Raw genomic sequence first — 26709 nt, 5'->3', positions numbered from 1 at the left:
GGGGGAGTACATCCATGAACGACCAACCGTCCGGCACACTCCACGAGGCCGTCGGCGGCATCGACGTCCTGCGCCGGCTCAGCCACACCTTCTACCGGGGCGTCCTCGCCGAGCCCGGCCCGACCCCGCGCTGGGGCTGGGAGGGCCTCAAGTGACCGTCACCGCGCCGCCCCTGACCGCCGACGGCCTGCTGCTGCGCCCCTTCGAGGACGCCGACGCGCCCGCCCTGATCGAGGCCTACCGGGACGAGACCCTGCGCCACTTCACCCGTACCCCGGTGGACGACGCCGAGCAGGCCGCACACTGGCTGCGTCTCCAGTACGAGGGCCGGGCGGCCGGCACCCGGTACAGCTTCGCCGTCCTGGACGGCGGCGAGCTCGTCGCCAACGTCGCGCTCAAGTACCCCACCCCCGGCGGGGAGAGCGCCGAGGTGGGCTACTGGACGGCGGCCCCGGCCCGGGGGCAAGGGGTGGCCCCGCGCGCGGTGGAGGCCCTCACCCGCTGGGCCTTCGCCACCTTCGCCGAGGGCGGCCTGCGCCGGATCGACCTGTTGCACCAGGTGGACAACCTCGCCTCCTGTCGGGTCGCGGAGAAGGCCGGTTACCCGTTCGAGGAAGTGCTCCCGGCCTTCCCGCCGTTCCCGCTGGACGGCCACCGACACTCCCGGAAATGGCTGGACGGATCCGAACGGCGCAAGTGAGAGTGGGCGCATGGCATCTCTGGTACGGCACGTGACGATCGACTGCGCGGACGCGCACGCCCTGGCCACCTTCTGGGCGCAGGCGCTGGACGGCACCATGGGCGAGGACGACAACCCGGGCGACGAGGAGGCGGTGGTGAACTCTGCCGGCGCCTCGCTGCTCTTCATCCGGGTGCCCGAGGGCAAGTCGGTGAAGAACCGGACCCACCTCGACCTCCAGCCGCAGGACCGCAGCCGGGACGAGGAGGTGGAGCGCCTGGTCGCCCTGGGCGCCACGGTGCTGGCCGACCACCGCACCCCGGACGGCAAGGGCTGGGTCACCCTGGCCGACCCGGAGGGCAACGAGTTCTGCGTCGAGCGCAGCCAGGCCGAGCGCACCGCCACCGAGCGCACCGCCACCGAGAGCGCCTGACCGGCCGGATCAGTCCGGCCACTCGCCCATGGCCGCCCGCCAGGTCCACGAGGACTTGCGCGGGCGGCCGTTCAGTTCCCCGCGCCCGGTGCACCAGAGCAGGACTTCCGCGGGGTGGGCGGCCGGCTCCTGCGGTGCGTGCGGAAAGAGCCGGTCGAGCACGAAGCGGCACAGCTCGGCGGGCGGCTGCCAGGGCAGGCCGAGGCCGCTGGTGATGTCGTGGGTGTGCAGCAGGGTTTCGGCGACGCCCATGGCGGCGAAGCCGAGCGGATCGCAGGGCCCGTGGTGGTAGGCGCGCAGCTCGGCAGGGGCGGCGTCCAGGGCGGTGGCGAGGAGCCGCCCGGCGGCGGTGACCACGGTGAGCACCTGGGCCGGGTCCGCCTCGGGCCGCACGGTGAGGTCCAGCGGCAGGTAGCGGTCCCGGGGGCGGGCGGCGAGCTGGCCGGCGTAGGCGAGCAGGTCGTGGGCGATGTGGGCGGCGGTGTCGCGGCAGCTCCACTCCAGGAGCCCGGCGGGCACGTCCCAGTCGCGGTCCCCGGTGTGCGGGGTGAGGACCGCCAGCGACACGTCCAGGGCGGTTCGTACGGCATCGCCGTTGCGCATGATCACTCCTTCGACGGAGCGTCACACGATAGGCCCAGCACCCGGACCCGCGCAGGGAGTCCGCCCGACGACCGGCGAGCGCTTCACGCGATGTTCCGCGCGAGGGGTTCAGCCCAGCTGGATCGAGCGCTTGGCCAGGCCCATCCAGAACCCGTCGATGACACTGCGCTGGCTGTCCAGATCGGCCTCGCCGGCGCCGAGGGTGACGAACAGCGGGGCGAAGTGCTCGGTGCGCGGGTGGGCCAGGCGCCCGGCCGGGGCCTTGTGCTCGAAGTCGAGCAGCGCGTCCAGGTCGTGGGTCTCCAGGGCGCGCCGGCCCCAGTCGTCGAACTCGGCCATCACCGAGGTGATCCGGCCGTCGCTGCTGAGCGCCCGCAGGTTGTGGGTGAAGAAGCCGCTGCCGACGATCAGCACGCCCTCGTCGCGCAGCGGGGCGAGCTTGCGGCCGATCTCCATCAGCCGCTGCGGGTCGAGGGTGGGCAGCGAGACCTGGAGCACCGGGATGTCGGCGTCCGGGTACATCTCGACCAGCGGGACGTAGGCGCCGTGGTCGAGCCCGCGGTCGGGGATGTCCTGGACGGGCGTGCCGGGGGCGCGCAGCAGCTTGCGCACGCGCTCGGCGAGTTCCGGCGCGCCGGGGGCGGCGTACTGGACCCGGTAGTAGTGCTCGGGGAAGCCCCAGAAGTCGTACACCAGCGGGATGGTCGTCACGGCGCCGAGGGCGAGCGGGGCCTCCTCCCAGTGGGCGGAGACCATGAGGACGGCCCTGGGCCGGGGCAGGTCGGCGGACCAGGCGGCCAGCTCGCCCGGCCAGATCGGGTCGTCGGCCAGCGGCGGCGCGCCGTGCGACAGGTACAGGGCGGGCATGCGCTCGGGGGCCGCGGTGCTCATGGCGTCCTCCTCGGGACCGTTGACCGAATAGGTAGTTCAAATTTGAACGTCTACCTTCGTCGACGGTACACCCTCGTTCGAATTTGAACAACAGGAGTAGGCTTCGTCCCATGTCCCCACTGAACGAACCCCGCTGGCTGGACCCGGACGAGGCGGCCGCCTGGCGGGGCTTCGTCACCGCGAGCAACCTGCTGAACCGGCGGCTGGAGCGCCAGCTCAAGGAGGACTCCGGACTCTCCCATCAGCAGTACGAGATCCTGGTGCACCTGTCCGCCGCCCCCGGCGACTCCCTGCGGATGACCGAACTCGCCGAGAAGCTGGTCACCTCCAAGAGCGGCCTGACCTACCAGGTCACCCAGCTGGAGCGGGCGGGCCTGGTCGCCCGTCGCTCCTGCCCCAGCGACGTGCGCGGCGTCATCGCCGAACTCACCGACCGGGGCCGGGAGGCGCTGCGCCAGGCCGCGCCCGGACACGTCGCCCTGGTGCGTGAGCTGCTGATCGACGTGCTCACCCGCGAGCAGCTCGCGGTGCTCGCCGAGGGACTCGGCGCGGTCAGCGCCCGGTTGCGCCTGGAGGACGCCTGAGGCCTGCCTGCCGACTGCCGTCGAGCGAGGCCGCCCGCTCCGACAGCAGCTCCCGCTCCCGCTCGTTGCGGGTCAGCCCCGCCGCCCGCTCGAACTCCGCCCTGGCCTCCGCGGACCGTCCCAACCGGGCCAGCAGGTCGCCCCGCACGCTCGGCAGCAGGTGGTAGCCGCGCAGCGCCGGCTCCGCCGCCAGCTCGTCCACCAGCTCCAGCGCCGCGGCCGGGCCCCGGGCCATCGAGACCGCCACCGCCCGGTTCAGCGCCACCACCGGGGACGGTGACAGTGCCAGCAGCCGCTCGTACAGCGCGGCGATGGTCTCCCAGTCGGTGTCCGCGTAGTGCCGCGCCTTGGCGTGGCAGGCGGCGATCGCGGCCTGCACCGAGTACGGCCCGGTGCCCGCCCGCTGCAGGGCGTCGAAGCCGCGCCGGATCAGCAGCCCGTCCCAGCGGGACCGGTTCTGCTCGGCCAGCAGCACCGGCCTCCCGTCCGGCCCGGTCCGGGCGGCCGTGCGCGAGGCCTGGAACTCCAGCAGCGCGGCCAGCCCGTGCGTCTCCGGCTCGGCCGGCATCAGCGCGGCCAGCACCCGGGCCAGCCGCAGCGCGTCCTCGCACAGCCGGGGGCGGAGCAGGTCGTCCCCCGCGGTCGCCGAGTAGCCCTCGTTGAAGATCAGGTAGATGACCTCCAGCACCGAGGAGAGCCGCTGCGCCCGGTCCTCCCCGTACGGCACCTCGAACGGCACCGCCGCCTTCGCCAGCGTCCGCTTCGCCCGGACGATCCGTTGTGCCACCGTCGGCTCGGGCACCAGGAAGGCGCGGGCGATCTCCGGCGTGGCCAGCCCGCCGAGCAGCCGGAGGGTGAGCGCGATCCGCGCCTCCGCCGACAGCACCGGGTGGCAGGCGGTGAAGATCAGCCGCAGCAGGTCGTCGTCGATGCCGTCCGGCTCGGCCGGCTCCGGGGGCGGCACCTCCTGCGCCGACCGCCCGACCTCGGCGAGCTTGCGGGCGTAGACCTCCCGGCGGCGGACCAGGTCGACCGCGCGGTGCTTGGCGGTGGCCGTCAGCCAGGCGCCCGGATTGTCCGGGACGCCCTCCCGCGGCCACCGCTCCAGCGCGGCCACCAGCGCGTCCTGCGCCAGCTCCTCGGCGATGCCGACGTCCCGGACGATCCGGGCGGCCCCGGCGATGATCCGCGCGGACTCGATCCGGAACACCGTCTCGACGGCCGTCGCCGCGGTCCCGTGGGTAGTAGCCCTCTCCGTCACGGTCACCCATCAGAGCAGCCGGCGGAGAGGGAGGCAAACACTGCCACGGCTGCTACTTCGGCGGCTCCGGCATCTCCTCGATCTGCCGGACCTCCGCCTCGACCGGCCAGTGCGCGGGGTGGGTCCGGAGGAAGCGCCGGGTCCACTCCAGGGCCTCGGCGTGGTCCTTGCACTGGAGGATGGCGTAGCCGCCGACGACCTCCTTGGTCTCGGTGAACGGCCCGTCGGTGCAGCCGATCCTCCCGTCCTTCCAGGTCAGCCGGGTGCCCTGGGAGGTCGGGGTGAGACCGGCGGTCTCCAGCATCACGCCGGCCTTGGTGATCTCCTCGAACAGGGCCCCCATCCGCTGCTCGAAGCCCGGGTCCGGCTCCCACCCGGCGCGGGACTGCTCGTCGATGCGGATCAGCGTCATGAAGCGCGGCATGGTGACTCCTCGGTCGTGCGGGCGGGGCCTCTCCCCGCCTCTCACCCCTGCGTCGAACGGGCCGGCGCCGGATCGACACCCGCCGCGAAGAATATTTCCGGCTCTTCCCGATCCGTGCCCGGGGCGCGGGCCGGGGGCGTGGCATCCGGGTCGCCCGTGGTCGAATGGTGCGTACGAACGAGCGGTGGAGGGGAGACACGGATGCTCGTGGACATTCTCAGTGCGGTCGTCGATGTGCTGGGGGTGGCGATCGGCGAGCCGGGGGCGGAGGAGCGGAAGGAACGCGACGCCTTCGCCGAGGGGCGGGTGGTGGTCTTCGACGGCTGCGTCGCCGGCGCCCGGCCGTACTGCCGTCCGACCGCGGAGTTCCTGCACGCCTCGGCCACCGCGCTCGCGATCTCGCCACTGCGCGGGACCAGCGCGCGGGCCCGCTACCTGCCGGGCGACCTGGTGCTGGTCGAGGTCCGGAAGCGGCGCGAGGACGACCCGAAGACCATCGAGAAGCACTGGACCGTATTCGAGTGCCGGGACGGGGAGGCCGTGGTCCTGATCGGCTGTGCCTCGGGCCACGCCCGCTACGTCCGCCGGGCGCTGCAGTTCGAGGTGGACTGATTGCAGATTCCAGCTGAACATGAGACCTGCCATCGCAGTTGCGGATGGATGGCGCTTTCAGCCTGGCAGTTGCGAATGCCCGAGCGGTCCCTCGGGTAGTCCTCCTCGCGGGCCACGGCGCCGTGGCCCGCGAGGAGGGAGTTCCCATGACCCCGGCGAGACCCACCGTCCGACTCCACGGCCACCTCGACCGCCCCGCCGAGCTGACGGTGGCGGAGCTGCGCGCCCTCCCCGCCCACCGGGTCGAGGTCAGCTTCGACTGCCGGACCGCGGGCGAGCAGCGCCACGGCTACGAGGGCCCGGCGCTGCTGGACGTGCTGCGCGCCGCCCGGCCCCGGATCGACTTCTCCGGCCGCAAGCAGCGGCTGCGCTTCCTGCTCTCCGTGGTCGGCGCCGACGGCCACCGGGCGGTGGTCTCCTGGGCCGAGATCGACCCGGACTTCGGCGGCCAGGAGATCCTGCTCGCCACCAGCATGGACGGGTCCCCACTGGACGCCACCGGCCCGCAGCTCGTCGTCCCCGACGACCACTGCGGCGCCCGCTACGTCAGCGCCGTCACCGCCGTCTGGCTCGGCCCCCTCGGCGACCCGGCGCGCCCCGCCACCTGATGCCCGACCGCCCCGTCGGGCCGCCGTCCGGCCCCTGCCGTCCCGCTCCGCGGCCGCGCGCCGGAAGGGACCGGACGGCGCCCGAAAACACTCGCCGGAGCAGGGTTTCCGTGCCAACATGCCCCATATGGGGACGATTCTGCACGGCACCTTGGTCACGCTCCGCCCGGCCACCGGCGAGGACATCCCGGCGCTGGCGGCCATCCGCGGCACGCCCGAGGTGTTCGCCCGCTGGCGGGGCGGCGACGACCTCGCCGACGAGGTCGCCAACGACCTGGAATCGCCCGGAACCGAGACCTTCGCGATCGAACTCGGCGGCAAGGTGGTCGGCGCCATCCAGTGGTACGCCAACAACGACGACGAGTACCGGCACGCCGGGATGGACCTCTACCTCGACCCGACGGTGCACGGCCTGGGCCTGGGCACCGACGCCGTGCGCACGATGGCCCGGCACCTGGTGCACGACCACCACTACCACCGGCTGGTGATCGACCCGGCCGCGGACAACCTCGCCGCGATCCGCTGCTACGCCAAGGTCGGCTTCCGCACCGTCGGCACCATGCGCCAGTACGAGCGCGGCCCGGACGGCACCTGGCACGACAACCTGCTGATGGACCTGCTCGCGGACGAGCTGCTCGAAGACTGAGGGGTCCGCGCCGGCGTCCGTCCCCGGCCCGGCGTCAGCCCCGGGCCCCGGCCGGCAGGCAGCCGCAGGAGCGCCGGACCACCAGCCGGGCCGGGAAGGTGCGGGTGCCCCGGGCGCGGCGCTCCGGCCCGCCGAGGACGAGATCCAGCGCGGCGCGGGCCATCTCGTCCTGCGCCGTGGTGACGGTGGTCAGTGCCGGTCCGGCGATCACCGCCTCGGCGATGTCGTCGAAGCCGGCCACCGCGAGGTCCTCCGGCACCCGGATGCCGAGGTCGTCGGCGGCCCGCAGCAGGCCGATCGCCTGGTCGTCCGTCGTGCAGAACACGGCGGAGGGCCGGTCGGGCCGGGCGAGCAGGGTGAGGGCCTCGGCGTGTGCCCGGACCCGGTCGAACGGCGCCGGGGTGAGCCGCCCCTCGGCGGGCAGCCCGGCCTCCTCCAGCGCGGCGACCCAGCCGGCCGTCCGCCCGGTGACCGGGTCGTGAGGGCTGAGTGCGAGGGTGCCGCCGAAGCAGTGCACCTCGGCATGGCCGTGCCCGAGCAGATGGCGGACCACCTCGCGGGCGCCGCCCTCGTCGTCCGCGACCACGGCGACGCCGTCGGCGCTCTCCGCCCGGTGGTGCAGCAGCACCACCGGGGTGCCGTCGGCCACGTCGAAGCCGGTCAGCCCGGGGGTGGCCGGGTCCTGGGTGACCAGGATCAGACCGTCCACCTGCATCCCGAGGAAGGCGCGGATGTAGTGCGCCTCGCGCTCGTCCGCGTAGTCGGAGTTGCCGATCAGCAGCAGCCGGCCGTGCTCGGTGGCGGCCTGCTCGACGGCGTGCGCGAGCCCGGCGAAGAAGGGCTGGCGGGCGTCCGGCACGACCATCCCGAGCAGGTTGGTCCGTCGCCGGGCCATCGCCTGGGCGACCCGGTTCGGCCGGTAGCCGAGCTCGTCGACCGCCGCGAGCACCCGCGCCCGGGTGGCCGGCGCCACCGGCCGCGGCCCGTCGTTGATCACGTAGCTCACGACCGCCGTGGACGTCCCCGCCACCCGTGCCACATCGTCCCGCGTCACCCTCGCCATGACCGTTGAGCCTACACAGCCCCTCCGACCAGCGTGTTTGCCGAGCCTCCGGCCGCCCGATCGGCCTACTGCGGTTGCGCCCCGGCCGCAATCACGGCCGCAGCCAGTACGCGTAGTCCGCTAGGGCCCGTCTTCAAACCCCCGCCTGCGGGCCGACGCCGGGGCACGCACCTCGCCGCGTTGTCGTCGGTCGCCGATGGCCCCCAGCCTTCGGCCGGGAGGTGCCCCCACCGCATGGACTCCCTCCTCCGCCTTGCGATGCACGCACCCCAACGCCGCCCCGCCCGCCCTCCGGGCGGACGACGGGGGTTTGAAGACGGACCCTAGTACGCGTAGTCCGCGGTGACGTCCGCCGACAGGCCGAGGGCGCGTTCGGCGCGGGGGCCGCGCAGGGCCAGCAGCGTCTGGGCGAGCGCGTCCACGGCGGCCAGGTGGGCGAGCCGGCTGGCGGTGGTCTCCAGGCCGAAGACCAGGTCCTGGCCGCCCGCGACCAGGGCCAGGGTGGCCGTTTCGGTCAGCGGGGAGCGGGCGTAGCTGGTGAGCGCCAGCACCTCGGCGCCGGCTCCGCGGGCCAGTCGGGCGGCGTCCACCACGCTGCGGGTGGCGCCGGTGTGGCTGACGGCCAGGCAGACCGTGCCGGGCCCGAGTCCGGCGGCGGCCAGCTGGGCGGTGATCGGGTCGGCCGGGGCGTCCACCAGCAGGCCGAGTGCGCGCAGCCGGTACCCGAGGTCGAGCACCACCGCGCCGGACAGTCCGGCGCCGAGCAGCACCACCCGGCTCGCGCCGTCCAGCAGTCCGGCGGCCGCCCGCAGGTCGGCCGCGGAGAGGGTGGCGGTGAGGCCGTCCAGGGCGGCCCGGGCGGCGCGCAGGGTCTCGGCGAGCGCCCGGGCCGCCGGGTCGCCCTCGTCCGCGGGTGCGGGCACGGCGGCGGGGGCCTGCCGGGCGGCGGCGATCTTCAGCTCCTGGTAGCCGCGGAAGCCCAGCCGCTGGCAGGCCCGGACCACCGAGGAGGGAGCCGTGCCGGCCAGCGTCGCGACGTCGCTGACGCTCAGGTGCACCAGGTCGGCGCCCCGGTCGAGCACCACCCGGGCGACGCGGGCCTCGGTGCCGCGCAGTTCGCCGAGCCGGGCCCGGATCCGTGCCGCGAGCCGGGATTCCAGGGGCGTGAAAAATTCGGAACGCTCTTCCATGGATCTACGGTAGCGTGGAATCCGGTTCCGAGCCCGTCGGTTCCGGTGGGCCGTTCGAGGGGAGGTTCGTGATGTTCGGAGGCGCCCCGGCCGTGCCGGTGGCCGTGCTCACGGCGGCCGTGCTGCACGCCGTCTGGAACGGGCTGGCGCACCGGATCCCGGACAAGCTGGTCGGCTTCACGCTGATCAACCTGACGTACACGGCGTGCGCGCTCGTCCTGGTGGCGCTCAACCCGCTGCCGGCGGCCGCCGCCTGGCCGTACCTGCTGGCCTCGGTCGCCGTCGAGGTGACGTCGACGCTCCTGCTGCTGCGGGCCTACCAGCTGGGCGACTTCGGCCAGATGTACCCGATCGCCCGGGGTACCGCGCCGCTGCTGGTGGCGCTGATATCGGCCGTCCTGCTCGGGCAGCACCTGGGCGCGGGCGAGCTGCTGGGCGTGCTGGTGATCTCCTGCGGCCTGATCGGGCTGGCCTTCGCCCGGGGGATACCCGGGCGGGCGCAGCTGCCCGCCCTCGGGGCCGCGGCCGGAACGGGCGTGATGATCGCGGTGTACACGGTGCTGGACGGCAGCGGCGTGCGGCACGCGGGGACGGTCGGCGGCTACGTGGCCTGGCTCTTCCTGCTCCAGGGACCACTGCTGGCGCTGATCGTCCGGGTCCGGCGCGGTCCCGGGCTGCTCGCCGGGGCGGGCCGGGCGGTGCCGCTGGGCATCGCCGGCGGGGTGCTCTCGCTGACGGCGTACGGGCTGGTGGTGTGGGCGCAGGCCCGGGGCAATCTGGCGACGATCGCGGCGCTGCGCGAGACCAGCATCGTCATCGCCGCACTGATCGCCACCATGGTGTTCCGCGAGCGTCTCGGCCGGCTGCGGCTGACCGCCGCGCTCACCGTGCTGGGCGGGATCGCCGTCCTGGAACTCGCCCGGCCCTGAGCCGCCGGGGCGCGGGCGAGGTCCGGCGGCCGTTCCTAGCCGGCGTCGGGTACGACGACCGTCAGCGAGGTCTCCTGGAGCACGAAGCCCAGCGACTCGTAGACCCGGCGGGCCGGGTTGCCCTCGGTCACCACCAGGGTCACGTCGGCGAGCCCGCGCGTGGTGGCGTCCCCGATCGACCTGCGCAGCAGGTCCGCGCCGAGGCCGCGGTAGCCGCGCTCCGGGTGGCGGAAGACGTCGGCGACCCAGGGTCGGCCGTCGCGGTCGGTGAGGATCAGCCCGGCGACCACGCGGTCCTCCGCGTCCACCGCGAGCAGGCTGGACGGCAGCACCGGGCCGATGCTCTTCCCCGCGAGCAGCAGTCCGAGACGCTCGGCCAGCACCTGGGCCTTCTCGCCCGGGTAGTGGTCGACGTGGCCGGGAGGGAAGGCGGCCCGCCAGGCCTCGTACAGCTCCTCGGGCGCGCGGTCGCAGGGCACCGCCCGCAGGCCCTCGCGCAGCGGCGTCCCGGCCCAGTCGGCGGGCGGGGGATCGGCGCGCAGGTCGCGGCGGAAGGTGTGGGCGTGCCGCAGCACCCGCGCGCCGTGCGCCACCAGCTCCTGCCCGAGCCCCGGAGAGCTGGAGACCACCCAGCCGGGCAGCTCGGCCCGGATGAACCCGGGGGCGTCCACCGACTCGTCCAGGACCTCCAGCAGGTCGGCCCAGGGCCGCCCCTCCCGCTCGTCCAGCAGGTAGCGCAGCACCGGCTCGCCGTCGCTGCCCCGCCTGACCACCCAGTCCTCGGCCATGGCCCACCCCACACTCGTGCGATCGTTCGTCGGCGGCCCATGCTCACCGAGGCCCTGCCATCCGGCAACCGGTTATTTCAGGCCACCACCGCGGCCCTCACGCAGAGCACGTCCGGCAGGTGGGAGAGCAGCAGTGACCAGCTCTCTCCCTCGTCCCGGCTGCCGTACACGTCGCCGGTCCGGTTGCCGAAGTAGATCCCGGCCGGGTCGGCGTCGTCGGTGCGCAGGGCATCGCGCAGCACGATGCCGTAGTGGTCCTCGCCGGGCAGGCCTTCGGCGAGTTGCTGCCAGCTGGTACCGCCGTCGGTGGTGCGGAAGACCCGGCAGCGGCGGCCGGGCGGGATGCGGTCGTCCGAGCCGCCGAGCGGGAAGAGGTAGGCGGTGTCGGTCCGGCGCGGGTGGGCGGCCACGGCGAAGCCGAACTCGGCGGGCAGCCCGTCCACGATCGAGCGCCAGCTGCCGCCCCAGTCGTCGCTGCGGTAGACGCCGCCGTGGTTCTGGAGGTAGAGCCGGTCCGGGTTCACCGGGTCCGGGGCGATCTTGTGCACGCACTGGCCGAACTCGGGGTACTGGCTCTCCTGCGGGAAGAACTCGGCGCGCAGGCCGGTGTTGGAGGGCTCCCAGCTGTCGCCGCCGTCCTTGCTGCGGTAGACGCCGCCGCTGGAGACGGCGACCAGCAGCCGCTGCGGGTCGCGCGGGTCGGTCAGGATGGTGTGCAGGCCCTGGCCGCCGTAGCCGGCGCCCCACTGCGGCCGCTGCGGGTGGTTCCAGAGCGGCTCGACCAGGGCGAAGGTCTCGCCGCCGTCGGTGGAGCGGAACAGCGCGGCCGGCTCGGTGCCCGCGTAGACGACGCCGGGGGCCTCCGCTCCGGCGGGCTGGAGCTGCCAGACCCTGGTGAGCGAGGCGCCGGTGGACTCGGGGAAGCGGACGGCCGGCTGCGGCGGCTCGAACCAGGTGGCGCCGAGGTCGTCGGAGCGCCAGACCGAGGGCCCCCAGTGGCTGCTGTCGGCCCCGGCCAGCACTCTGGTCCGGCCGTCACGGCGGTCGATGGAGACGGAGTAGATCGCGTTCATCGGGAAGTGCGGCCCGCTGAACCTCCACGTCAGCCGGTCGCGGCTGCGGCCGAGAAAGAGGCCCTTCTCGGTTCCGACGGCCAACAGCACCTCGGTCATGCCTCACACCACCTGGTCACGAACTCGGCCCCCCGGGACGGCCCCCGACTGCCAGTGTCCCGCCGTCCACCGGCGGTCACACCTCGCCGCGCCGCTCACCCGGGAGGCCGACGGGTACGCCGGTCGCCCGGGAGGCCGTCGTCCGGTCGGACGGACGGCCTCCCGTCCGGGGGCGCCGCTACCCCCGGCAGTCCTCCAGCAGCCGCAGCCAGACCTCGCTGATCGTCGGGTACGCGGGCACCGCGTGCCAGAGCCGGTCGATCGGCACCTCGCCGACCACCGCGACGGTCGCCGAGTGCAGCAGCTCGGCCACCCCGGGGCCGACCAGGCAGGCGCCGACGATCACCTCCCGGTCCAGGTCGAAGACCACCCGGGCCCGGCCGCGGTAGTCGTCGCCGTAGAGCGAGGCCCCGGCGACGGAGCCGATCTCGTGATCGACGGCCTTCACCCGCAGCCCGGCCGCCTCGGCGGCGGCCTGGGTCAGACCGACGGCGGCGACCTCGGGCTGGGTGAAGACCACCTGGGGGGCGCCCGCGAGGTCGGCGGACGCGGCGTGCGCGCCCCAGCGCGAGGTGTCCAGCGGGCGCCCCTGGGCGCGGGCGGCGATCGCCGCGCCGGTGATCCGGGCCTGGTACTTGCCCTGGTGGGTGAGCAGCGCCCGGTGGTTGACGTCCCCGGCGGCGTAGAGCCACGCGCCGTCCACGCCGAGCACCGTGCAGCTGTCGTCCACCTCCAGCCAGCCGCCCGGCTTCAGGCCGACCTGCTCCAGCCCGATGTCGGCGCTGCGCGGGGCCCGGCCGGTCGCGTACAGCACCTCGTCGGCGGTCAGCGTCCCGCCGCCGCCCCGGTCGTCCCGGGTGGCGAGCGTCAGGGTCACCGGCCCGGAGCCGTCCGCCCGCTCCAGCGCGGTGACCTCGGTGCCGAAGCGGAGGTCCACCCCGGCCGCCCGCAGTCCGTCCGCCACCAGCTCGCCCGCGAACGGCTCCATCCGTGGCAGCAGCCCGTCACCGCGCACCAGCAGCACCACCTCGGAGCCGAGCGCCCGCCAGGCGGCGGCCATCTCCACCCCGACCACCCCGCCGCCGATCACCGCCAGCCGCCCGGGGACGGCCTGCGAGCCAGTCGCCTCCCGGTTGGTCCACGGGTGGGCCTCGGCGAGCCCCGGTACGTGCGCGGGCAGCATCGGGCGGCTGCCGGTGCACACCGCGACGGCGTGCCGGGCGGTGAGCACCCGCTCGCTGCCGTCCTCGGCCTCCACCGTCACCGTCCGCTCCCCGGACAGCCGGCCGTGGCCGCGGACCAGCTCGATGCCGGTGTCCCGCAGCCACTGGACCTGGCCGTCGTCCTGCCAGTCGGAGGTGAAGGAGTTCCGCCGGGCCAGCACCGCGGCCGGGTCCAGCTGCCGGTCGCCGACGGCCTCCCGGGAGCCGGCCACCGCGCGGGCGTCGTCCAGCGCGGCCATCGGGCGCAGCAGCGCCTTGCTGGGCATGCAGGCCCAGTAGGAACACTCGCCGCCGACCAGCTCGGCCTCCACGATCACGGTGCGCAGCCCGGCGGCGACCGTCCGGTCGGCAACGTTCTCGCCGGTCGGGCCGGCCCCCAGGACGATGACGTCGTACTCCTCGGCGGTGCTGGTCATGCCCGGTCCTCCGTCGTCTCGATGGCCACCCCGGCCCGCTGGGCGAGGGTGGCGGGTGTGCGCTCGCGGATGTCGAGCGGCCGGGCGCGCCGGCTCCCGTCCGGGCCGCCGGTGAGGGCGACCCTCCGGGAGAGCGGGCCGCGGCCGCCTTCGGTTCCGTACCCGAGCCTGACCCGGACCGCCCGCAGCGGCCACTTCTCGGGCCCGTCACGTGTCCGCAGGGTGGCCAGGGGGCAGGGGCCGGGCGCGGCGCGCAGCAGGGCGAACGGCCCCGGACCGCCGTCCGGCCGGAACTCCGGCACGGCGTCCGGCGGTTCGGTACGGCTGGGCTGCTCGCGCACGGATGCTCGCTCTTCGCTCGGGTACGGCGTGGGCCCCATCCTGCCGGTCCGGGCGCGGTTGCGCGACGGACGGACACGCGGAGGGCGCCGTCGGACGAGCCGAGGACACGGACAGGACAGAACGAGGGCCCGGCGGCGGACGGACCGACGGGCCGGGCTCAGAGCGTGGCGAGCTCCGCCAGCACCGCCGCCGTGTCGGCCGGGCGGGAGAACATCGGCCAGTGCCCGGTGGGCAGTTCACGCAGCTCCCAGTTCGGCCCGGACATCCCGGCGAAGTACGGGTGCCCGGCGGCGATCAGCTCGCGCACCTGGGAGAGCGGGAAGGAGCAGGAGACCAGTGCCTGCGGCAGCGCGGCCCCGGCGCCGGTCAGCCGCAGCCGGTCCCGGAACGCCCCGGCCGGGTGCGGGGTGGCGCGGGAGCGGATGCGGGCGAGGGCGGCCTCGTCCAGCCCCGCCGTGCTCACGCCGTGCTCGGACTGGAACTCCCAGGACGGCATCGGGAGGCGGCCGTCGACCACCGAGGTGTCGGCCATCCGACGGTAGTCGGGCTGCCACAGGTCGTACACCGACGCGCCGTCGATCAGCGGGCCGCCGTCCAGGTAGACCACCCGGCGGATCCGCTCCGGCAGCCGGTCCGCGAGCCCGCCCACCGGGGCGCTGGCGCCGCTGTGGGCGACCAGGACGACGTCCGACAGGTCCTCCCGGACCAGCAGTCCGGCCAGGTCGGCGATCTGCTCCTCCAGCCCGAACTCGCCCGCCTCGCAGGCGCGTTCGGCCATCCCGGGCAGGCTGACGGCGTACACCCGGTGCCCGGCCGCGCGCAGCGGCGCCGCCACCTCGTCCCAGGCCCAGGCGCCGAGCCAGAACCCGGGGACCAGTACGAACGTGCTCATGGTGCATCTCTCCTTCGTCGACGGGGATGTCCGGGGGAGGCCGCGACGGGCCCGCGGGCGGGCTCAGCCGCGGTGGGGCCTCCTGCACCGCCGACCCTAGGATCGGATCCGGTCAGAAGTCGCCCGGATTTCTCTCCGCCTCGCCGCCGGGCATGCGGAAGAGCGGCGCAGAGAAGGGAAGGAGTACACGGTGGAGCACCCGGTCAGCCGCGTCCTCGCCCTGCTGGAACTGCTCCAGGACCGCCCCGGCCTGACCGGCGCCGAACTGGCCGCCCGGCTCGACGTGGACGAGCGCACCGTCCGCCGTTACGCCGCCCGGCTGGCCGAACTCGGCATCCCCGTCCAGGCCGACCGCGGCCGCTACGGGGGTTACCGCCTGCGGCCCGGCTACCGGCTGCCGCCGTTGATGCTCACCCCGGACGAGGCGGCCTCCGTCGTGCTCGGCCTGCTGGCCGGCCGCAGCTCCGGCCTGTCGGTGGGGGAGGGGGCCACCGAGACCGCCCTCGCCAAGATCCAGCGAGTGCTGCCGCCGCCGCTGCGCGAACGCGTCTGCGCCGTCGAGCAGACCCTCGGCCTCACCGCCGTCCCCGCCACCGGTCCCGGCCCGGCCGCCGCCGCGCTGTTCACCCTGGCGGAGGCGGCCCGCCGCCGGCGCCGGGTGCGGATCGCCTACCGGGACCGCGAGGACCGGCCCAGCGAGCGCGAGTTCGACCCGTACGGGCTGGTCTTCCACTCCGGGCGCTGGTACACCACCGGGCTCGACCACCGCAGCGGCGAGCAGCGCACCTTCCGGCTGGACCGGATCACCCGGGTCGAGCAGGGTGAGGCCGGCTTCGAGCCGCCCGAGGACTTCGACCCGGTCCAGCGGGTGGTGGAGTCACTGGCCGGGGCGCCCTGGCGGCACCGGGTGGAGGTGGAGCTGGAGACCACCCTCGCCGAGGCCCGCCGCCGGCTGCCGCCCGCCGCCGGCACGCTCACCGAACTCGCCGAGGACCGGGTGTTGCTGCGGGCCCGGGCACAGAACCTGGACGGCGTCGCGGTGCTGCTGGCCGGCCTGGGGTGGCCGTTCACCGTCCGGGAGCCCGCCGCGCTGCGCGCCGAGGTGCGGGCGCTCGCGGCCCGGCTCGCCGCCTGGGGCGCCGAGCCGGACTGACCGCCGCCGGACTGACCTGAGCGGGACTGGTCGGAGCCGGACTGGTCGGAGCCGGACTGGTCGGAGCGGGACTGGCCGGAGCCGGCGTGACGGGCCGGGGCCCGGTACGGCGAAGGGCCGGGGAGACCACGCTCCCCGGCCCTCGGGCGTCCGGATCAGGCCTGGCCGCCGGCCGCCTGGTCCTCGGCGACCTTGCGCTTCACCTCGGCCATGTCCAGGTTGCGGGCCTGGCCGATCAGGTCCTCGAACGTCGCCTCCGGCAGCGCTCCGGGCTGCGAGAAGACGAGCACGCCCTCACGGATGATCGCCAGCGTCGGGATCGACTGGATGTCGAACGCGGCGGCCAGTTCCTGCTGCGCCTCGGTGTCCACCTTGGCGAAGACCAGGTCCGAGTGGCGCTCGGCGGCCTTCTCGTACACCGGGGCGAACTGGCGGCACGGCCCGCACCACCCGGCCCAGAAGTCGATGAAGACGAAGTCCTTGCCCTCCGGGCCCGGGACGATGTCGTCGAAGTTCTCCTTGGTCAGCTCGACCGTGCTGCTCATCTCGCGGTTCCTTCCCTTCCGGCGTCGGCGCTTCCGACCATGTGCCCGCCACAACGGTCCTGGCCGACGGGGTATTCCGGCGGTCCCGGGCGCCGGGGTCGGGCAGCCGGAGGCCACCGCCCGTACAGAAGGGTGTCCGGTTCGTCCCGAACCTTCCCCCGCGCGGGAGGCACCCCATGCGCAACACACTCCGCACCCGCCGGGCCGTCGCGCTGACCGCGTCCGGCATCGCGGCGGCCGCCCTGATCGCCGGCTGCGGTTCGTCCGGCGGCGCGGCCTGCCAGCCGGGGGACATCGACCACTTCGAGGTCCGCGTCCAGAACGGCGGCGCGCTACTCGTCGTGGTCCCGGCGCGCGATGAACGACCCCCACGAAATCGTGTACGACTCCAGCCGCTCGACCCGGGCCGCGCCCCGGACGCCGGGCCGGTGCGGGTTCGGCTCGCCGGCGCCGGTCATGTGCTCCCGCCGCCAGGTCCGGCTCCAGCCGACCCGCAGCGCGGGCTCGAAGCTGTGCCACTGCCCGCAGTCACAGGGCGTCAGGACCCGCGCGCAGCAGCGGCACAGCTCGGCGTGGCCGTGGCCGGTCGGAAGCGGCACCGGCCGGCCCTGCTCCCCGCACGCCGGGCAGCCGGGCAACTCGGCGCCGTCCAGCAGTGCGTTCTGCCGCCGCACGTAGTCGGGCAGGCGCAGCGGCGGATGCAGGAACGGGTCGTGCTGCCAGGCCGCGTCCGGCGAGCCCCACCAGCGCAGGTGCCACCAGGCCGTCTCCGGCGGCTGCCGCCGCCCGGCCTGCTTCTGCGCCCGGCGCTGCTCCGCGTACTCCTCGGCCCGGGCCAGCCACAGCTCGCGCGCCTCGTGCAGCTCGTCCACCGCACGGACCAGCGAGTCCGGGTCGGCCTCCAGGTGGCGCGGCACCCGGGCGCTGACGGTGAGGTGGTGGTACGTCGCCCGCAGGCCGTACGGGGCGAAGCGGGTCAGGCAGGTGCGCAGCGCGCTGTGCCGCCGGTACGGCGGGAGCGAGGCGTCGTGCACTCGGGCCCGGTGGGTGTGGAAGCTGGTCATGCCGGCGGCTCCAGGTCCAGTGCCCGGGCGAGCGCGGCGGTGACGGTCTCGGCGTGTTCGGGAACCTGCTGTCCGGCCCAACTCGCCACCAGGGCGAGGAAGTCGAGCAGGTCCTGCTCGGCCCCGGCGAGCAGCCGGCGCAGCTCGTCCACCGGCAGCTCGATCACCGTGTCGTCGCGGTCCTCGCCGTCCTCGCCGTCCTCGCCGTCCTCGCTGTCCTCGCGGTCCCCGGCGTCCTGGGTCAGCCGGACGACCCGGCCGACGCGTTCGGCCCGGGCATCGGGGTCGTGGCCGAACCAGGCGGTGCCGGAGCCGTCCGTGGCGTCCCGCCATTCGCGCCAGTCCTCCAGGCCGTTGCAGCAGCCCGGTTCGAAGACGGCGCCGGTGACCGAGTCGCTCAGCACCAGCCCACCGGGGGCGTGCGGGTGCGGCTCGGTGAGCAGCCCGTGCAGGAAGGCACCCAACGGGTCCGCCGGCCGGGGGCCGCGCTCCTCGGCCTGCTCGGGGTCGGGCTCGACGTCGTTGCAGACGGCCAGGCGCCACACCGCCATACCCACCTCGGCCGGCGTCAACCGCCCGGTCAGCGTGAGTTCCAGGTGCGGCGCGTGACTGCCCGTCGGCCAGAGCGTGAAGCCGTCGGGGGCGAAGATCTCCAGGACCGGGCGCATCGACATCATCCGCCGATCATCCAGGACAGCCCGCCGTCCCGACCAGCGGTTTTACCCCCGCCGGCAGGCGCCGGCCCCGCCGCGATCCGGGCCAGTACGCGCCCGCAGTGCCGGGCGAAGACGCGCTGGGCGAGCGGGAGCAGCGGGCCGGCGAGCCGGGCGTACCAGGCGACCGGGCGGCTGAAGGCGGTGACGGAGAACCGGACCGCACCGTCCGGGGCCAGTTCGACCAGGAAGGTCTCCTCGCCCCGGGCCAGGTGCCCGGCCCTGGTGCCGTAGGTGAAACCGTACCGGTCCGGGCCGTCGAACGCGGCCGGCACCCGGTTGGGGGCGCCGGCCCGCAGCGGGCCGAGGCCGATGGCGCAGCGCACGGCGACGCCTGGGGCGGCCCGGTGGGCCGTCGATTCGATCCGGACGCCCGCGAGCCGGTGCATCCGCCAGTCGAGCAGGGCGGCGCCGGCGGCCTCCAGCGCGGGGCGGCCGTGGCCGATGAGGGCGCTGTGCCGCAGGTGGTTGTAGCCGGCGGGCAGTTCGCCGGTGCGGCTGGCGCCCTGCTCGGGGTAGTTGTAGTCGTTCACCGGGCGGTCTCCGGCGTCTTGACCGGGGTGGTGGTGCGGGGGCGGTCGGCGGCGAGCCGCCGCCAGGCGAGCAGGGCGCAGAGCGCGAAGCCGAGCGCGTTCGACTCTACGCGGCTGACTTGAACGCGTTCAACTCTCTCTCCCACTGCCAACCGACCCGGCTGGCCTGGTGTTCACGGTGGGTGCGGCGCACTCTGGAGGAGTAACCGATGGAGGTGATCCGCCATGAAGACTCTGGTCGGTTGGCACATCGAGATGGAGTTCCGCGAAGAGGGGCCGCGGACCAGCGCCGCCGCGCTGCTGCGGCTCGGCGACGGGAGCGAACTGCGCGCCCACGGCTACAGCAGCCGCCACCCCGCCGACCCGGAACAGCTGCGGGTCGGCGAGGAGATCGCCGGGGCCCGGGCGCTCAACGAGCTCGCCTCGCAGTTGCTCACCAAGGCCCACGGCGAGATCCAGGAGGTCAGTCCGGTCCCGACCCACCCGCTGTCGTGACCTCCTGGTGACCGGACGGCGGCCCGGGAGCGGCTCTGGCGGCCCGGGAGCGGCTCCGGAAAGGAGGCGGCTCCGGAAACGTCGAGCGCCGGAGCCGCCCGTTCCGGGGTCCGGCGCCCGACGGGAATTGACGGCCCGTCAGTTGGCGCAGTAGGTGCCCGGCGGCTGCCACTCCGGGCCGACCAGCCGCTGTTCCAGCTCGTTCGGCGTGATCCGGATGCCGACCGTCCCGGCCAGCCCCACCCGGAACCGGCTGCGGGCCAACGCGATCAGCGCCGTCAGTCCGTACTTGTTGATCAGCGAGGTGCGGTAGCGCGCGGTGTCGTCGGCGTCGCAGAGCCGCGCCCGCGCCGGGACCTGCCGGCCGGTGGGGCGTCCGTGGGCGTCGCAGGGGCCGATCAGTACCCGGGGGTGGCGGCGGATCCGTTCGGCCTCGCCGGAGTGGGCCGGGGTCCAGACCCCGAGGGCCGTGCCGTCCGGCACCACCCAGAGCTGCGACTCCATCCGGCTGCCGTCCTCGCCGAAGGTGGTGAGCAGGAGGTACCTGCTGTCGGCGAGCCGGTCGGTTCGGTGGTGCACCTGTCCTCCCTGTGCCATCGGGGGGTGCGGGTCAGTGCCCGCGGCCCTCGGTGATCTCGCGGTACTCCTCGGCGGTGGGCTTGGGGATCCGGCCGCTCTCGCCGTGGAACCCGCGGGAGAGCCGGGTCCGGGTGCGGGTGAGCACCCCTGCCGGGCGGGCCACTCCATTCTCGTCCACCGGGGCGGGCAGTTCGAGGGGGCGGGGCTGTTCGTGCGCCGTGAGCCGGTGCAGCTCCCGTGGTGAGAGCCGGGCGTGCACCTCGGTGAACTCGCCGTGCGGCAGGCGCTTGATGACGCCGGTCTCGCGTCCGTGCAGCACCTTGTCGCGGTCCCGGCGCTGGAGGCCGAGGCACCAGCGCTTGGTGACGAGGAAGACGACCACCGGGACGACGAAGAAGCCGACCCGGGCGGCGTACGTGATGGCGTTGAGCGACAGGTGCAGGTGGGTGGCGATGAGGTCGTTGCCGCCGGCCACCAGCGCCACCAGGTACAGGCTGATCCAGGCGGCACCGAGCGCGGTGCGGACGGGCGCGTTGCGTGGCCGGTCGAGCAGGTGGTGCTCCCGTTTGTCGTCGGTCGCCCAGCCCTCCACGAACGGGTGGACGGCGATGGCGCCCAGGATCAGCGGGAACAGCGTGAACGGGATGAGCACCCCGAGGTTGAGGGTGTGCCCCCACAGCCCGATCTCCCAGCCGGGCATGATCCGGATCAGGCCCTCGGCGAATCCCATGTACCAGTCCGGCTGGGCGTCGGTGGACACCTGGTCCGGGCGGTACGGGCCGTACGCCCAGATCGGGTTGACGGTCGCGACCGCCGCCACCAGCGCGATGATGCCGAAGGCCAGGAAGAAGAACCCGCCGGCCTTGGCCGTGTAGACCGGCATCAGCGGCGAGCCGACGACGTTCTTCTCGGTCCTGCCCGGGCCCGCCCACTGGGTGTGCTTGTGGTGGAAGACCAGGATCAGGTGCGCCACCAGCAGGCCGAGCATGATGCCCGGGATGAGCAGCACGTGGATGGTGAAGAACCGCGGCACGATGTCGTGGCCGGGGAACTCCCCGCCGAACAGGAACATCTGGATGTACGTGCCGACCAGTGGTACGGCGAGGATCGCGCCCTCGATGAACCGGATGCCGGTGCCCGAGAGCAGGTCGTCCGGCAGCGAGTAGCCGAAGAAGCCGTCCAGCATGCCGAGGAAGAGCAGCAGGAAGCCGAACACCCAGTTGATCTCGCGCGGCTTGCGGAAGGCTCCGGTGAAGAACACCCGCATCATGTGGACGAACATGGCCGCGACGAAGACGATCGCCGCCCAGTGGTGGATCTGCCGGATCAGCAGGCCGCCGCGGACCTCGAAGCTGATGTCCACGGTGGAGGCGTAGGCCTCCGACATCGGAACGCCCTTGAGCGGCACGTACGAGCCGGCGTAGACCACCTCGCCCATGCTGGGCTTGAAGAACAGCGTCAGCCAGACACCGGTCAGGATGATGATCAGGAAGGTGTAGAGGCAGATCTCGCCCAGCATGAAGGACCAGTGGTCCGGGAAGATCTTCCGCAGGTTCGCCCTGGCCAGGGAGTAGATCCCCAGCCGGCCGTCCGCCCAGTCGGCGGCCCGCTGCCCCCGCCCAGGGCTCTGATTCCGGGTCATGTGCACGCACCTCGGTCCGAAGGAAACGGGGATGTGTCCCCGATTCGCACTGGCGCCCACGATAACCGGGGAATGATCCCCACTTCTACTCGTGGTGTCGGGTGCCGGGTGCTCGGTGCCGGAGTCGCGGCCGGCGGAGCCGGCCGGTGCGGGAGGGGTGGGGCGGGGGCCCGCGCCCCGGGGCGCTAGGAGAGGTGCTCCTCGATCTCGGCGATCAGCCCGCCCTCGAACCGGAAGTAGGTGGTGGCGTGGACCCGGCTGCGGGTGCCGTCCGGCGCCACCAGCTCCAGGACGTGCTGCTGGAGTGCCTCGCCGGGCTTGTGGAACCGGCGCACGACCTCGAACCGCAGCGATTCGACGGTGTCGAGGAACGTGGCGATCTGTTCGAGCCGGACGTCGATCGTCCGGGTGCCGTCGCCGTCGTTCTGCCACACCGTGGCGCCGGGGGTGCACAGCGCGCGGAAGCCGGCGAGGTCGCGCGACTCCAGCAGTCGCAGTCCCGCGGTCAAGGCCCCGTCGAGTTCCTGTTCCGTGCCGACGTCCTGTCCCATGGGTTCTCCGTTCGGTGGGATCGGCTGGTGGTGGACGGTGGTGTGACGCAGCGTCAGATGCCCTGGTCGAGCAGCCCGAGGCCGCGCAGGTCGGTGACGTACTTGGTGACGAGGCCGGGTGACAGACGCGGTACGTCCCGGTCGGGCCCGATCCCGGCCGCCTGCACGGCGGCCCGGAACCGCGGGGCCGGAGCGCGGCGTTCGTCGTCCGGCCGCTCGAACGCGTGCAGCAGGGGTAGCAGCGAGTGGCTGCGCTGCCGTTCCGGCAGGGCCCGGACCGCGGTCGTGAAGCGGGCGAACCAGTCCGCGTAGTCGTCGATGCGCCGGATCGGGTGGCCCTCCTCGACGAGCCGGTCCACGAAGGTGTCCAGCGAGGCGCCGTCGTGGTGCGTGTTCCAGGCGTTGTAGGTGCGGTAGCCGTCCGGGCCCGGGGTGCCCAGCGCGGTGACCGCCTCGGCGAGGAAGTCGACCGGGAGGCCGTCGTGGGGCACGGGCACTCCGCCGCGGTGGAACGACCGCGGGGCGATGCCGGTGGCCACCAGGCTGAGGACCAGCCGGGTGAACACGTCCGGCACGTTCAGCTGCCCGGGGTAGCTGCTGTGCGCGAGGATCATGCCCGACCGGAACGTGGTGACCGGTAGGCCGTACCGCTCGTTGGCCTCCCGCAGCAGCACCTCGCCGGCCCACTTGCCGGCGGCGTACCCGTCGGCGTAGCCGCGGCCGAGGCGCCGGCGCGGGATCGCCTCCCGGACGTCGGCGTCCTCGTCGAGCACGGACGGCCCGGCCGCCCCGCGCACGGCCACCGTCGACAGGTAGGTGATGGGCTTGATCCGTTCGGTCAGCGCCAGCCTGACCAGTTCGGCGGTGCCGGTGACGTTGGGGCCGAACAACTCGGCGTAGGGCAGCACGTGGTTGACCAGCGCGGCCGGGTGGACGATCAGGTCCACCGACTCGGCCAGCCTGTGCCACCCGGCCGGGTCCAGGCCCAGGCGGGGTTCGGCGAGGTCCCCGGCGAGGACGGTCAGTGTGCCGGGGGCCAGCTCCCGGTACAGCCGGGACGCCTCGCCCCCGTCGCCGAAGGCCCGGTCGAGCCGCTCGGCCGCGTCCGCCGGCGTCCGGCCCCGGACGAGGCAGACCAGCCGACCGCCGGACGGGCCCAGCCGGCGGAGCCACTCCAGGCAGAGGAAACGGCCGAGGAACCCGTTGGCGCCGGTGAGCAGGACGGTCCGCGGGGACGCCGCGGGGCCGGGCAGGTCCGGTGCGGCGGCCAGGGTCGGGGCGTCGATGAAACGGTCCGGAGCGAGGTCGCGGGCCCGGACCTCGGTCGCGCCGGGGCCGTGCACGGAGGCGGACGTGGGCCTGGTCCCCGGGACGGCGCGCCGGGCCTCGACGTACGCCGCGAGGCCGGCCAGGTCGGTGGTCGGACCGATGACGACGCCGACCGGCACCTCGACGCCCAGGACCTCCTTCAGGAGGGTGGCGAAGGACAGCGCGGAGAGCGAGTCGCCGCCGAGGTCGGTGAAGCGCGCACCGGGGTCCGCTCCGGCGTCGGCCCGGCCCAGGACGGCGCGAACGGCCCGGGCCACGGTCTCCTCGACCGGCCGGTCGGCACCGGTCCGGCGCAGTTCCCGCAGTTGCCGGCCCTGCTCGTCGGCGAGTTCGGCGTAACGGCGCTCCAGGGCCTCGCCGTAGCGCTCCAGGAGCTTGGGGCGCAGCGGCTTGTGACTGTCGGAGAGCAGGCCGTTGGCCGGGCTGAAGGGCTCGGTCTCGACCAGGAAGTCCCGGGGCACCTCGTACGGGTTGAGCCCGTTCTCCCCGGCCGTGCGCCGGAGTTCCCGGTCGACCAGCCGCTTGAGCTCCTGCGGATCGCCGCCGGCGCGGGCGATCGCGTCCGGCGTGGGCACCACCACGGCGAGCAGGTGGGCGCGCTCGCTGTTGCCGTACACGAACACCTGCCGGATCAGCGGACTGCCGAGGAAGACGCCCTCCAGCCGGGAGACGGTGACGAACTCGCCCTGGGACAGCTTGAGCACGTCCTTGGTGCGGCCGACGTAGACCAGCCGGTCCGGGCCGACCTCGGCCATGATGTCGCCGGTGCGGTAGTAGCCGTCCTCGTCGAAGACGGCCGCGGTGAGTTCGGGCCGACGGTAGTACCCGGCGAAGGCGGCGCTCGTCCTGAGCAGCAACTCGCCGCGCGGGTGCGGCAGATCGGTGGTGAAGCAGCCCAGCTCGGGGACGTCGACCAGCTTGTAGTCGAGTACGGGCGGGCGCTGCACCACGGTGTCGAGCAGCACCCCGCCGGCCTCGGTCGAGCCGTACCCGGTGTACAGGTGCAGTCCCAGGCAGGACTCGACGAACTCCGCGACCTCGGCGGACACCGGCGCTGTCCCGCAGAAGGCCTTCGCCACCCGTCCGCCCAGGACGGTCTCCCGCAGGTGGGCCTTCACGGCCGCGTCGACGTCGCCGGGCTCGCCGGCCCGCCGGTCGAGTTCGCTCCGGTACTGCTGGAAGAGCATGTCGCAGATCCGGGGCACCATGGTCAGCTCGGTCGGGCGGACCAGCGCGATGTCCTCGAACAGGCAGGACAGGTCGCTCCTGGCGGTGAAGCAGCCCAGGCCGCCCCGGGCGAGCGTGCCCAGCACCGACATCCGGCCGGCCTGGTGGCTCTGCGGCATGTAGTGGACGACGACCGACGGCACGTCGGCGGGCCCGTAGACGAAACCCCACCACGTGTTGCGGGTCAGCCGCTGCGGGTGCATCGCCCCCTTCGGGGCGCCGGTGCTGCCGGAGGTGTAGAGGAGCAGGGCCAGCGGGTCCTCACCCGGGGCGGGCACGTGCAGCGGGGGCTCGGGCAGCAGGGCGCCGCGCCCGACCGCCGCGGTGAGCGTGTCGAGCACGGCGGTGCCGCCGGCCTCGGCCAGCCGCCGCGCCGCGGCCTCGACGGCCGCGTGCTCGGCGGGGACCCCGGGGTGGTGGTCGAACACCAGGAGGTGACGGACCGACGGCTGCCCGAGCAACGCGGCGACGGCGATGTCCAGCCGTTCGACACTCGTGGCGAGGACCCGTGGCTCGGTCTCCGCGACGATCGGCGCCAGCTGGGAGAGCGGCGCGCTGGCGTGCAGCGGCACCGGGACCAGGCCCAGGTGGACACAGGCGAGGTCGACCGTGGCGTAGTCGGTGCTGCTGAAGCCGAGGACGCAGATCCGGTCGCCCGGCGCCAGCCGGTACCGGGGCTCGTGCGCCCAGGCCCCGGCGAGCGCCCGCACCCGGGTCCACAGCTCCCGGTAGCTGATGGTGTCGTACCTCGGCAGCAGACGTCCCGTCGCGTGGTCGCGGGCGCGTTCGCCCAGGGCGGGCCGGTCCCCGTAGGCCACCATGACGGTCGCCATGATCTCGGCCGGGCTGACGGCCGGATCGGCGATCGCGGCCCGGACGGCCTCCGACTGGCCCGTCGTGCCGGACCCGGCCGTGGTGGGGCTCACCAGGCGACCGGCAGGGCTTCCGCCCCGCGGATCAGGCGTTCGGTGCGCCAGCTGATCCGCTCGGACGGGACGGCGAGGTGCAGACCCGGCAGCCGGCGGGCCAGGGAGTCGAGCACCGTGCGCAGTTCCATCCTGGCGAGCTGGGCGCCGAGGCAGTGGTGCACGCCGTGCCCGAAGGTGACGTGCGGGGCCGCGTTGCGGTGAAAGTCGATCACGTCAGGCTGCTCGAAGACCTCCGGGTCCCGGTTGGCCAGCCCGAGTTCGGCGACCACCGCCTCGCCCGCGCGGATCTTCTGCCCGCTGAGCTCCACGTCCTCGACGGCGATCCGGGTGAACCCGGCGGTGGCGCTGATCGGGACGATCCGGGAGAGCTCCTCCACCGCGTCGGGGATCAGGCCGGGATCGGCGACCAGCTCCCGCCACAGCTCCGGGCGGGTCAGCAGGGTGTAGACGAAGTTGCCGATCTGGTTGGCGGTGGCCTCCTGGCCGGCGGACAGCAGGCTGACCCCGAGACCGACCAGCTCCTCCTCGGTGAGCGAGTTCTCCTCGCCCTCGACGGAGGCCAGTTCACCGAGCAGGTCGGAGGTGGGGTGCTCCCGGCGTTCGGCGACCAGGCCCGCCAGGTAGTCGTTGAGGTTTCCTCGGTCGCGGGCGGACAGCTCGGGGTCGGAGAGCGTCAGCAGGCCGTCGACCCAGGAGTTGAACCGGTCGCGGTCGGCGACCGGCACCCCCAGCAGTTCGCAGATCACGGTGACCGGGAGGGGCCAGGTCAGGGCCGTGGTCAGGTCGGCCGGCGAGCCCGAGGCGATCATCACGTCCAGCAGGTCGTCCACGATCTCCTGGGCCCGCGGCCGCAGCTTCTCGACCCGGCGGAGGGTGAACGGGTTGGCCACCCGGCGCCGCAGCCGGGTGTGCTCGGGCGGGTCCATGCTCAGCATCGAGGTGCGGGGGAGGCCGGCCGAGACCGTGCGGGGCACGTGGTCGCCCACCGCCTGGGCGCGGCTGAACCGGGGGTCGGCCAGCACGGTGCGGACGTCGGCGTAGCGGGTGACCAGCCAGCCGTCCCCGCCGAAGGGCAGCCGGACCCTCAGCACGGGCCGCTCGCCGCAGACGGCGGCCAGCTCCGGGTCGATGTCGAGCCGGTGCGTCGGGCCGAACGGATAGGCCCGGGGCCCGTCTTCCGTCGCGGTCATGAT

At 74.2% G+C, this 26709-nt stretch carries 31 protein-coding genes; 10 read left to right on the top strand and 21 right to left on the bottom strand.

Features of this window, described 5'->3' with window-relative positions:
* Window positions 1-14: 14 nt before the first annotated feature.
* From AB0O11_RS18715 to AB0O11_RS18705, 3 genes are read left to right on the top strand one after another with little or no spacing between them, the layout of a single operon-like run.
* The gene (locus tag AB0O11_RS18715) at window positions 15-155 is read left to right on the top strand and encodes a hypothetical protein (protein WP_363387784.1); all 141 of its coding nucleotides are present in this window, start codon (window positions 15-17) and stop codon (window positions 153-155) included.
* On the top strand, window positions 152-700 hold the full coding sequence (locus AB0O11_RS18710) for a GNAT family N-acetyltransferase (protein ID WP_363387781.1): 549 nt from the start codon (window positions 152-154) through the stop codon (window positions 698-700). The genes AB0O11_RS18715 and AB0O11_RS18710 overlap by 4 nt, the downstream gene beginning before the upstream one ends.
* 10 nt (window positions 701-710) lie before the next feature.
* Window positions 711-1112, top strand: a complete 402-nt coding sequence (locus tag AB0O11_RS18705; RefSeq protein WP_363387778.1) for a VOC family protein — start codon at window positions 711-713, stop codon at window positions 1110-1112.
* 9 nt (window positions 1113-1121) lie between these two features.
* On the opposite strand, the gene AB0O11_RS18700 is transcribed toward AB0O11_RS18705, so the two are convergent.
* Both AB0O11_RS18700 and AB0O11_RS18695 read right to left on the bottom strand, forming a co-directional pair.
* Window positions 1122-1715: a maleylpyruvate isomerase N-terminal domain-containing protein gene (locus AB0O11_RS18700; RefSeq protein ID WP_363387775.1), complete on the bottom strand. Its 594-nt coding sequence runs from the start codon at window positions 1713-1715 to the stop codon at window positions 1122-1124.
* Between the two features lie 108 nt (window positions 1716-1823).
* Entirely contained in the window at window positions 1824-2606 is a 783-nt protein-coding gene (locus tag AB0O11_RS18695; RefSeq protein ID WP_363387772.1) for a class III extradiol ring-cleavage dioxygenase, read from the bottom strand.
* 119 nt (window positions 2607-2725) lie between these two features.
* Here AB0O11_RS18695 and AB0O11_RS18690 point away from each other — a divergent pair, with 119 nt between their 5' ends.
* Entirely contained in the window at window positions 2726-3190 is a 465-nt protein-coding gene (locus AB0O11_RS18690) for a MarR family transcriptional regulator (protein ID WP_363388077.1), read from the top strand.
* Here the strand turns inward: AB0O11_RS18690 and AB0O11_RS18685 are convergent.
* Both AB0O11_RS18685 and AB0O11_RS18680 read right to left on the bottom strand, forming a co-directional pair.
* The gene (locus AB0O11_RS18685) at window positions 3159-4451 is read right to left on the bottom strand and encodes an RNA polymerase sigma factor (RefSeq protein ID WP_363388074.1); all 1293 of its coding nucleotides are present in this window, start codon (window positions 4449-4451) and stop codon (window positions 3159-3161) included. The genes AB0O11_RS18690 and AB0O11_RS18685 overlap by 32 nt on opposite strands.
* 52 nt (window positions 4452-4503) lie before the next feature.
* Complete coding sequence (locus tag AB0O11_RS18680; protein ID WP_363387769.1) at window positions 4504-4875, bottom strand: YciI family protein; 372 nt, start codon at window positions 4873-4875, stop codon at window positions 4504-4506.
* Window positions 4876-5076: 201 nt separating this feature from the next.
* On the opposite strand from AB0O11_RS18680, the gene AB0O11_RS18675 reads away from it, so the two are divergent.
* The 3 genes from AB0O11_RS18675 to AB0O11_RS18665 all read left to right on the top strand — a co-directional run bounded on the left by AB0O11_RS18675 (window position 5077) and on the right by AB0O11_RS18665 (window position 6741).
* A complete protein-coding gene (locus AB0O11_RS18675) occupies window positions 5077-5487 on the top strand; it encodes a hypothetical protein (protein WP_363387766.1) in 411 nt (136 codons plus the stop codon).
* A 146-nt stretch (window positions 5488-5633) separates the two neighbouring features.
* Entirely contained in the window at window positions 5634-6095 is a 462-nt protein-coding gene (locus AB0O11_RS18670; protein ID WP_363387763.1) for a molybdopterin-dependent oxidoreductase, read from the top strand.
* A gap of 127 nt (window positions 6096-6222) precedes the next feature.
* Window positions 6223-6741 carry a GNAT family protein gene (locus AB0O11_RS18665; RefSeq protein WP_363387760.1) on the top strand — a complete coding sequence of 173 codons (519 nt, stop codon included), beginning with the start codon at window positions 6223-6225 and terminating at the stop codon, window positions 6739-6741.
* A 34-nt stretch (window positions 6742-6775) separates the two neighbouring features.
* On the opposite strand, the gene AB0O11_RS18660 is transcribed toward AB0O11_RS18665, so the two are convergent.
* Together AB0O11_RS18660 and AB0O11_RS18655 are read right to left on the bottom strand one after the other, a co-directional pair.
* Complete coding sequence (locus AB0O11_RS18660; RefSeq protein ID WP_363387757.1) at window positions 6776-7804, bottom strand: LacI family DNA-binding transcriptional regulator; 1029 nt, start codon at window positions 7802-7804, stop codon at window positions 6776-6778.
* Between the two features lie 323 nt (window positions 7805-8127).
* Window positions 8128-8994, bottom strand: coding sequence for a MurR/RpiR family transcriptional regulator (locus AB0O11_RS18655; protein WP_363387754.1), 867 nt, complete (start codon window positions 8992-8994; stop codon window positions 8128-8130).
* Window positions 8995-9065: 71 nt separating this feature from the next.
* Between AB0O11_RS18655 and AB0O11_RS18650 the strand changes: the two genes are divergently transcribed.
* Window positions 9066-9923, top strand: coding sequence for a DMT family transporter (locus AB0O11_RS18650; protein ID WP_363388071.1), 858 nt, complete (start codon window positions 9066-9068; stop codon window positions 9921-9923).
* Window positions 9924-9958: 35 nt separating this feature from the next.
* On the opposite strand, the gene AB0O11_RS18645 is transcribed toward AB0O11_RS18650, so the two are convergent.
* From AB0O11_RS18645 to AB0O11_RS18625, 5 genes are all read right to left on the bottom strand, one after another.
* On the bottom strand, window positions 9959-10711 hold the full coding sequence (locus AB0O11_RS18645; RefSeq protein ID WP_363387751.1) for a GNAT family N-acetyltransferase: 753 nt from the start codon (window positions 10709-10711) through the stop codon (window positions 9959-9961).
* Window positions 10712-10788: 77 nt separating this feature from the next.
* Complete coding sequence (locus AB0O11_RS18640; protein WP_363387748.1) at window positions 10789-11883, bottom strand: exo-alpha-sialidase; 1095 nt, start codon at window positions 11881-11883, stop codon at window positions 10789-10791.
* A gap of 178 nt (window positions 11884-12061) precedes the next feature.
* Complete coding sequence (locus AB0O11_RS18635; protein WP_363387745.1) at window positions 12062-13522, bottom strand: NAD(P)/FAD-dependent oxidoreductase; 1461 nt, start codon at window positions 13520-13522, stop codon at window positions 12062-12064.
* Entirely contained in the window at window positions 13519-13863 is a 345-nt protein-coding gene (locus tag AB0O11_RS18630; protein ID WP_363387742.1) for a hypothetical protein, read from the bottom strand. Before AB0O11_RS18630 ends, AB0O11_RS18635 begins: the two co-directional genes overlap by 4 nt.
* A 158-nt stretch (window positions 13864-14021) precedes the next feature.
* Window positions 14022-14756 carry an alpha/beta hydrolase gene (locus tag AB0O11_RS18625; protein ID WP_363387739.1) on the bottom strand — a complete coding sequence of 245 codons (735 nt, stop codon included), beginning with the start codon at window positions 14754-14756 and terminating at the stop codon, window positions 14022-14024.
* Between the two features lie 190 nt (window positions 14757-14946).
* Between AB0O11_RS18625 and AB0O11_RS18620 the strand changes: the two genes are divergently transcribed.
* On the top strand, window positions 14947-15909 hold the full coding sequence (locus AB0O11_RS18620) for a YafY family protein (RefSeq protein ID WP_363387736.1): 963 nt from the start codon (window positions 14947-14949) through the stop codon (window positions 15907-15909).
* A gap of 155 nt (window positions 15910-16064) precedes the next feature.
* On the opposite strand, the gene AB0O11_RS18615 is transcribed toward AB0O11_RS18620, so the two are convergent.
* The 5 genes from AB0O11_RS18615 to AB0O11_RS18595 form a co-directional block, all read right to left on the bottom strand.
* Window positions 16065-16454, bottom strand: a complete 390-nt coding sequence (locus tag AB0O11_RS18615) for a thioredoxin domain-containing protein (RefSeq protein ID WP_363387733.1) — start codon at window positions 16452-16454, stop codon at window positions 16065-16067.
* Between the two features lie 332 nt (window positions 16455-16786).
* The gene (locus tag AB0O11_RS18610; RefSeq protein ID WP_363387730.1) at window positions 16787-17518 is read right to left on the bottom strand and encodes a hypothetical protein; all 732 of its coding nucleotides are present in this window, start codon (window positions 17516-17518) and stop codon (window positions 16787-16789) included.
* A complete protein-coding gene (locus AB0O11_RS18605) occupies window positions 17515-18195 on the bottom strand; it encodes a hypothetical protein (RefSeq protein WP_363387728.1) in 681 nt (226 codons plus the stop codon). The genes AB0O11_RS18610 and AB0O11_RS18605 overlap by 4 nt, the downstream gene beginning before the upstream one ends.
* Window positions 18192-18764, bottom strand: a complete 573-nt coding sequence (locus AB0O11_RS18600; protein WP_363387725.1) for a DUF1990 domain-containing protein — start codon at window positions 18762-18764, stop codon at window positions 18192-18194. Before AB0O11_RS18600 ends, AB0O11_RS18605 begins: the two co-directional genes overlap by 4 nt.
* A complete protein-coding gene (locus AB0O11_RS18595; protein WP_363387723.1) occupies window positions 18761-18910 on the bottom strand; it encodes a hypothetical protein in 150 nt (49 codons plus the stop codon). Before AB0O11_RS18595 ends, AB0O11_RS18600 begins: the two co-directional genes overlap by 4 nt.
* 79 nt (window positions 18911-18989) lie before the next feature.
* On the opposite strand from AB0O11_RS18595, the gene AB0O11_RS18590 reads away from it, so the two are divergent.
* Window positions 18990-19259, top strand: a complete 270-nt coding sequence (locus AB0O11_RS18590) for a DUF1876 domain-containing protein (protein ID WP_224280512.1) — start codon at window positions 18990-18992, stop codon at window positions 19257-19259.
* 138 nt (window positions 19260-19397) lie between these two features.
* Here AB0O11_RS18590 and AB0O11_RS18585 read toward each other — a convergent pair whose 3' ends face one another.
* The 5 genes from AB0O11_RS18585 to AB0O11_RS18565 all read right to left on the bottom strand — a co-directional run bounded on the left by AB0O11_RS18585 (window position 19398) and on the right by AB0O11_RS18565 (window position 26706).
* Entirely contained in the window at window positions 19398-19838 is a 441-nt protein-coding gene (locus AB0O11_RS18585) for a PPOX class F420-dependent oxidoreductase (protein WP_363387721.1), read from the bottom strand.
* 31 nt (window positions 19839-19869) lie between these two features.
* Complete coding sequence (locus AB0O11_RS18580; protein WP_363387719.1) at window positions 19870-21480, bottom strand: cytochrome bc complex cytochrome b subunit; 1611 nt, start codon at window positions 21478-21480, stop codon at window positions 19870-19872.
* 185 nt (window positions 21481-21665) lie between these two features.
* A complete protein-coding gene (locus AB0O11_RS18575) occupies window positions 21666-22031 on the bottom strand; it encodes a nuclear transport factor 2 family protein (protein WP_363387716.1) in 366 nt (121 codons plus the stop codon).
* Between the two features lie 53 nt (window positions 22032-22084).
* Window positions 22085-25513, bottom strand: a complete 3429-nt coding sequence (gene car, locus AB0O11_RS18570; protein WP_363387713.1) for a carboxylic acid reductase — start codon at window positions 25511-25513, stop codon at window positions 22085-22087.
* Window positions 25510-26706 (bottom strand): cytochrome P450, encoded by a 1197-nt coding sequence (locus AB0O11_RS18565; protein ID WP_363387710.1) that lies wholly within the window; start codon window positions 26704-26706, stop codon window positions 25510-25512. Before AB0O11_RS18565 ends, car begins: the two co-directional genes overlap by 4 nt.
* Window positions 26707-26709 lie beyond the last annotated feature (3 nt).

This window comes from Kitasatospora sp. NPDC093102, assembly GCF_040683915.1.
Lineage (GTDB): Bacteria > Actinomycetota > Actinomycetes > Streptomycetales > Streptomycetaceae > Kitasatospora.
This window is presented reverse-complemented; position numbering and strand designations above follow the sequence as displayed.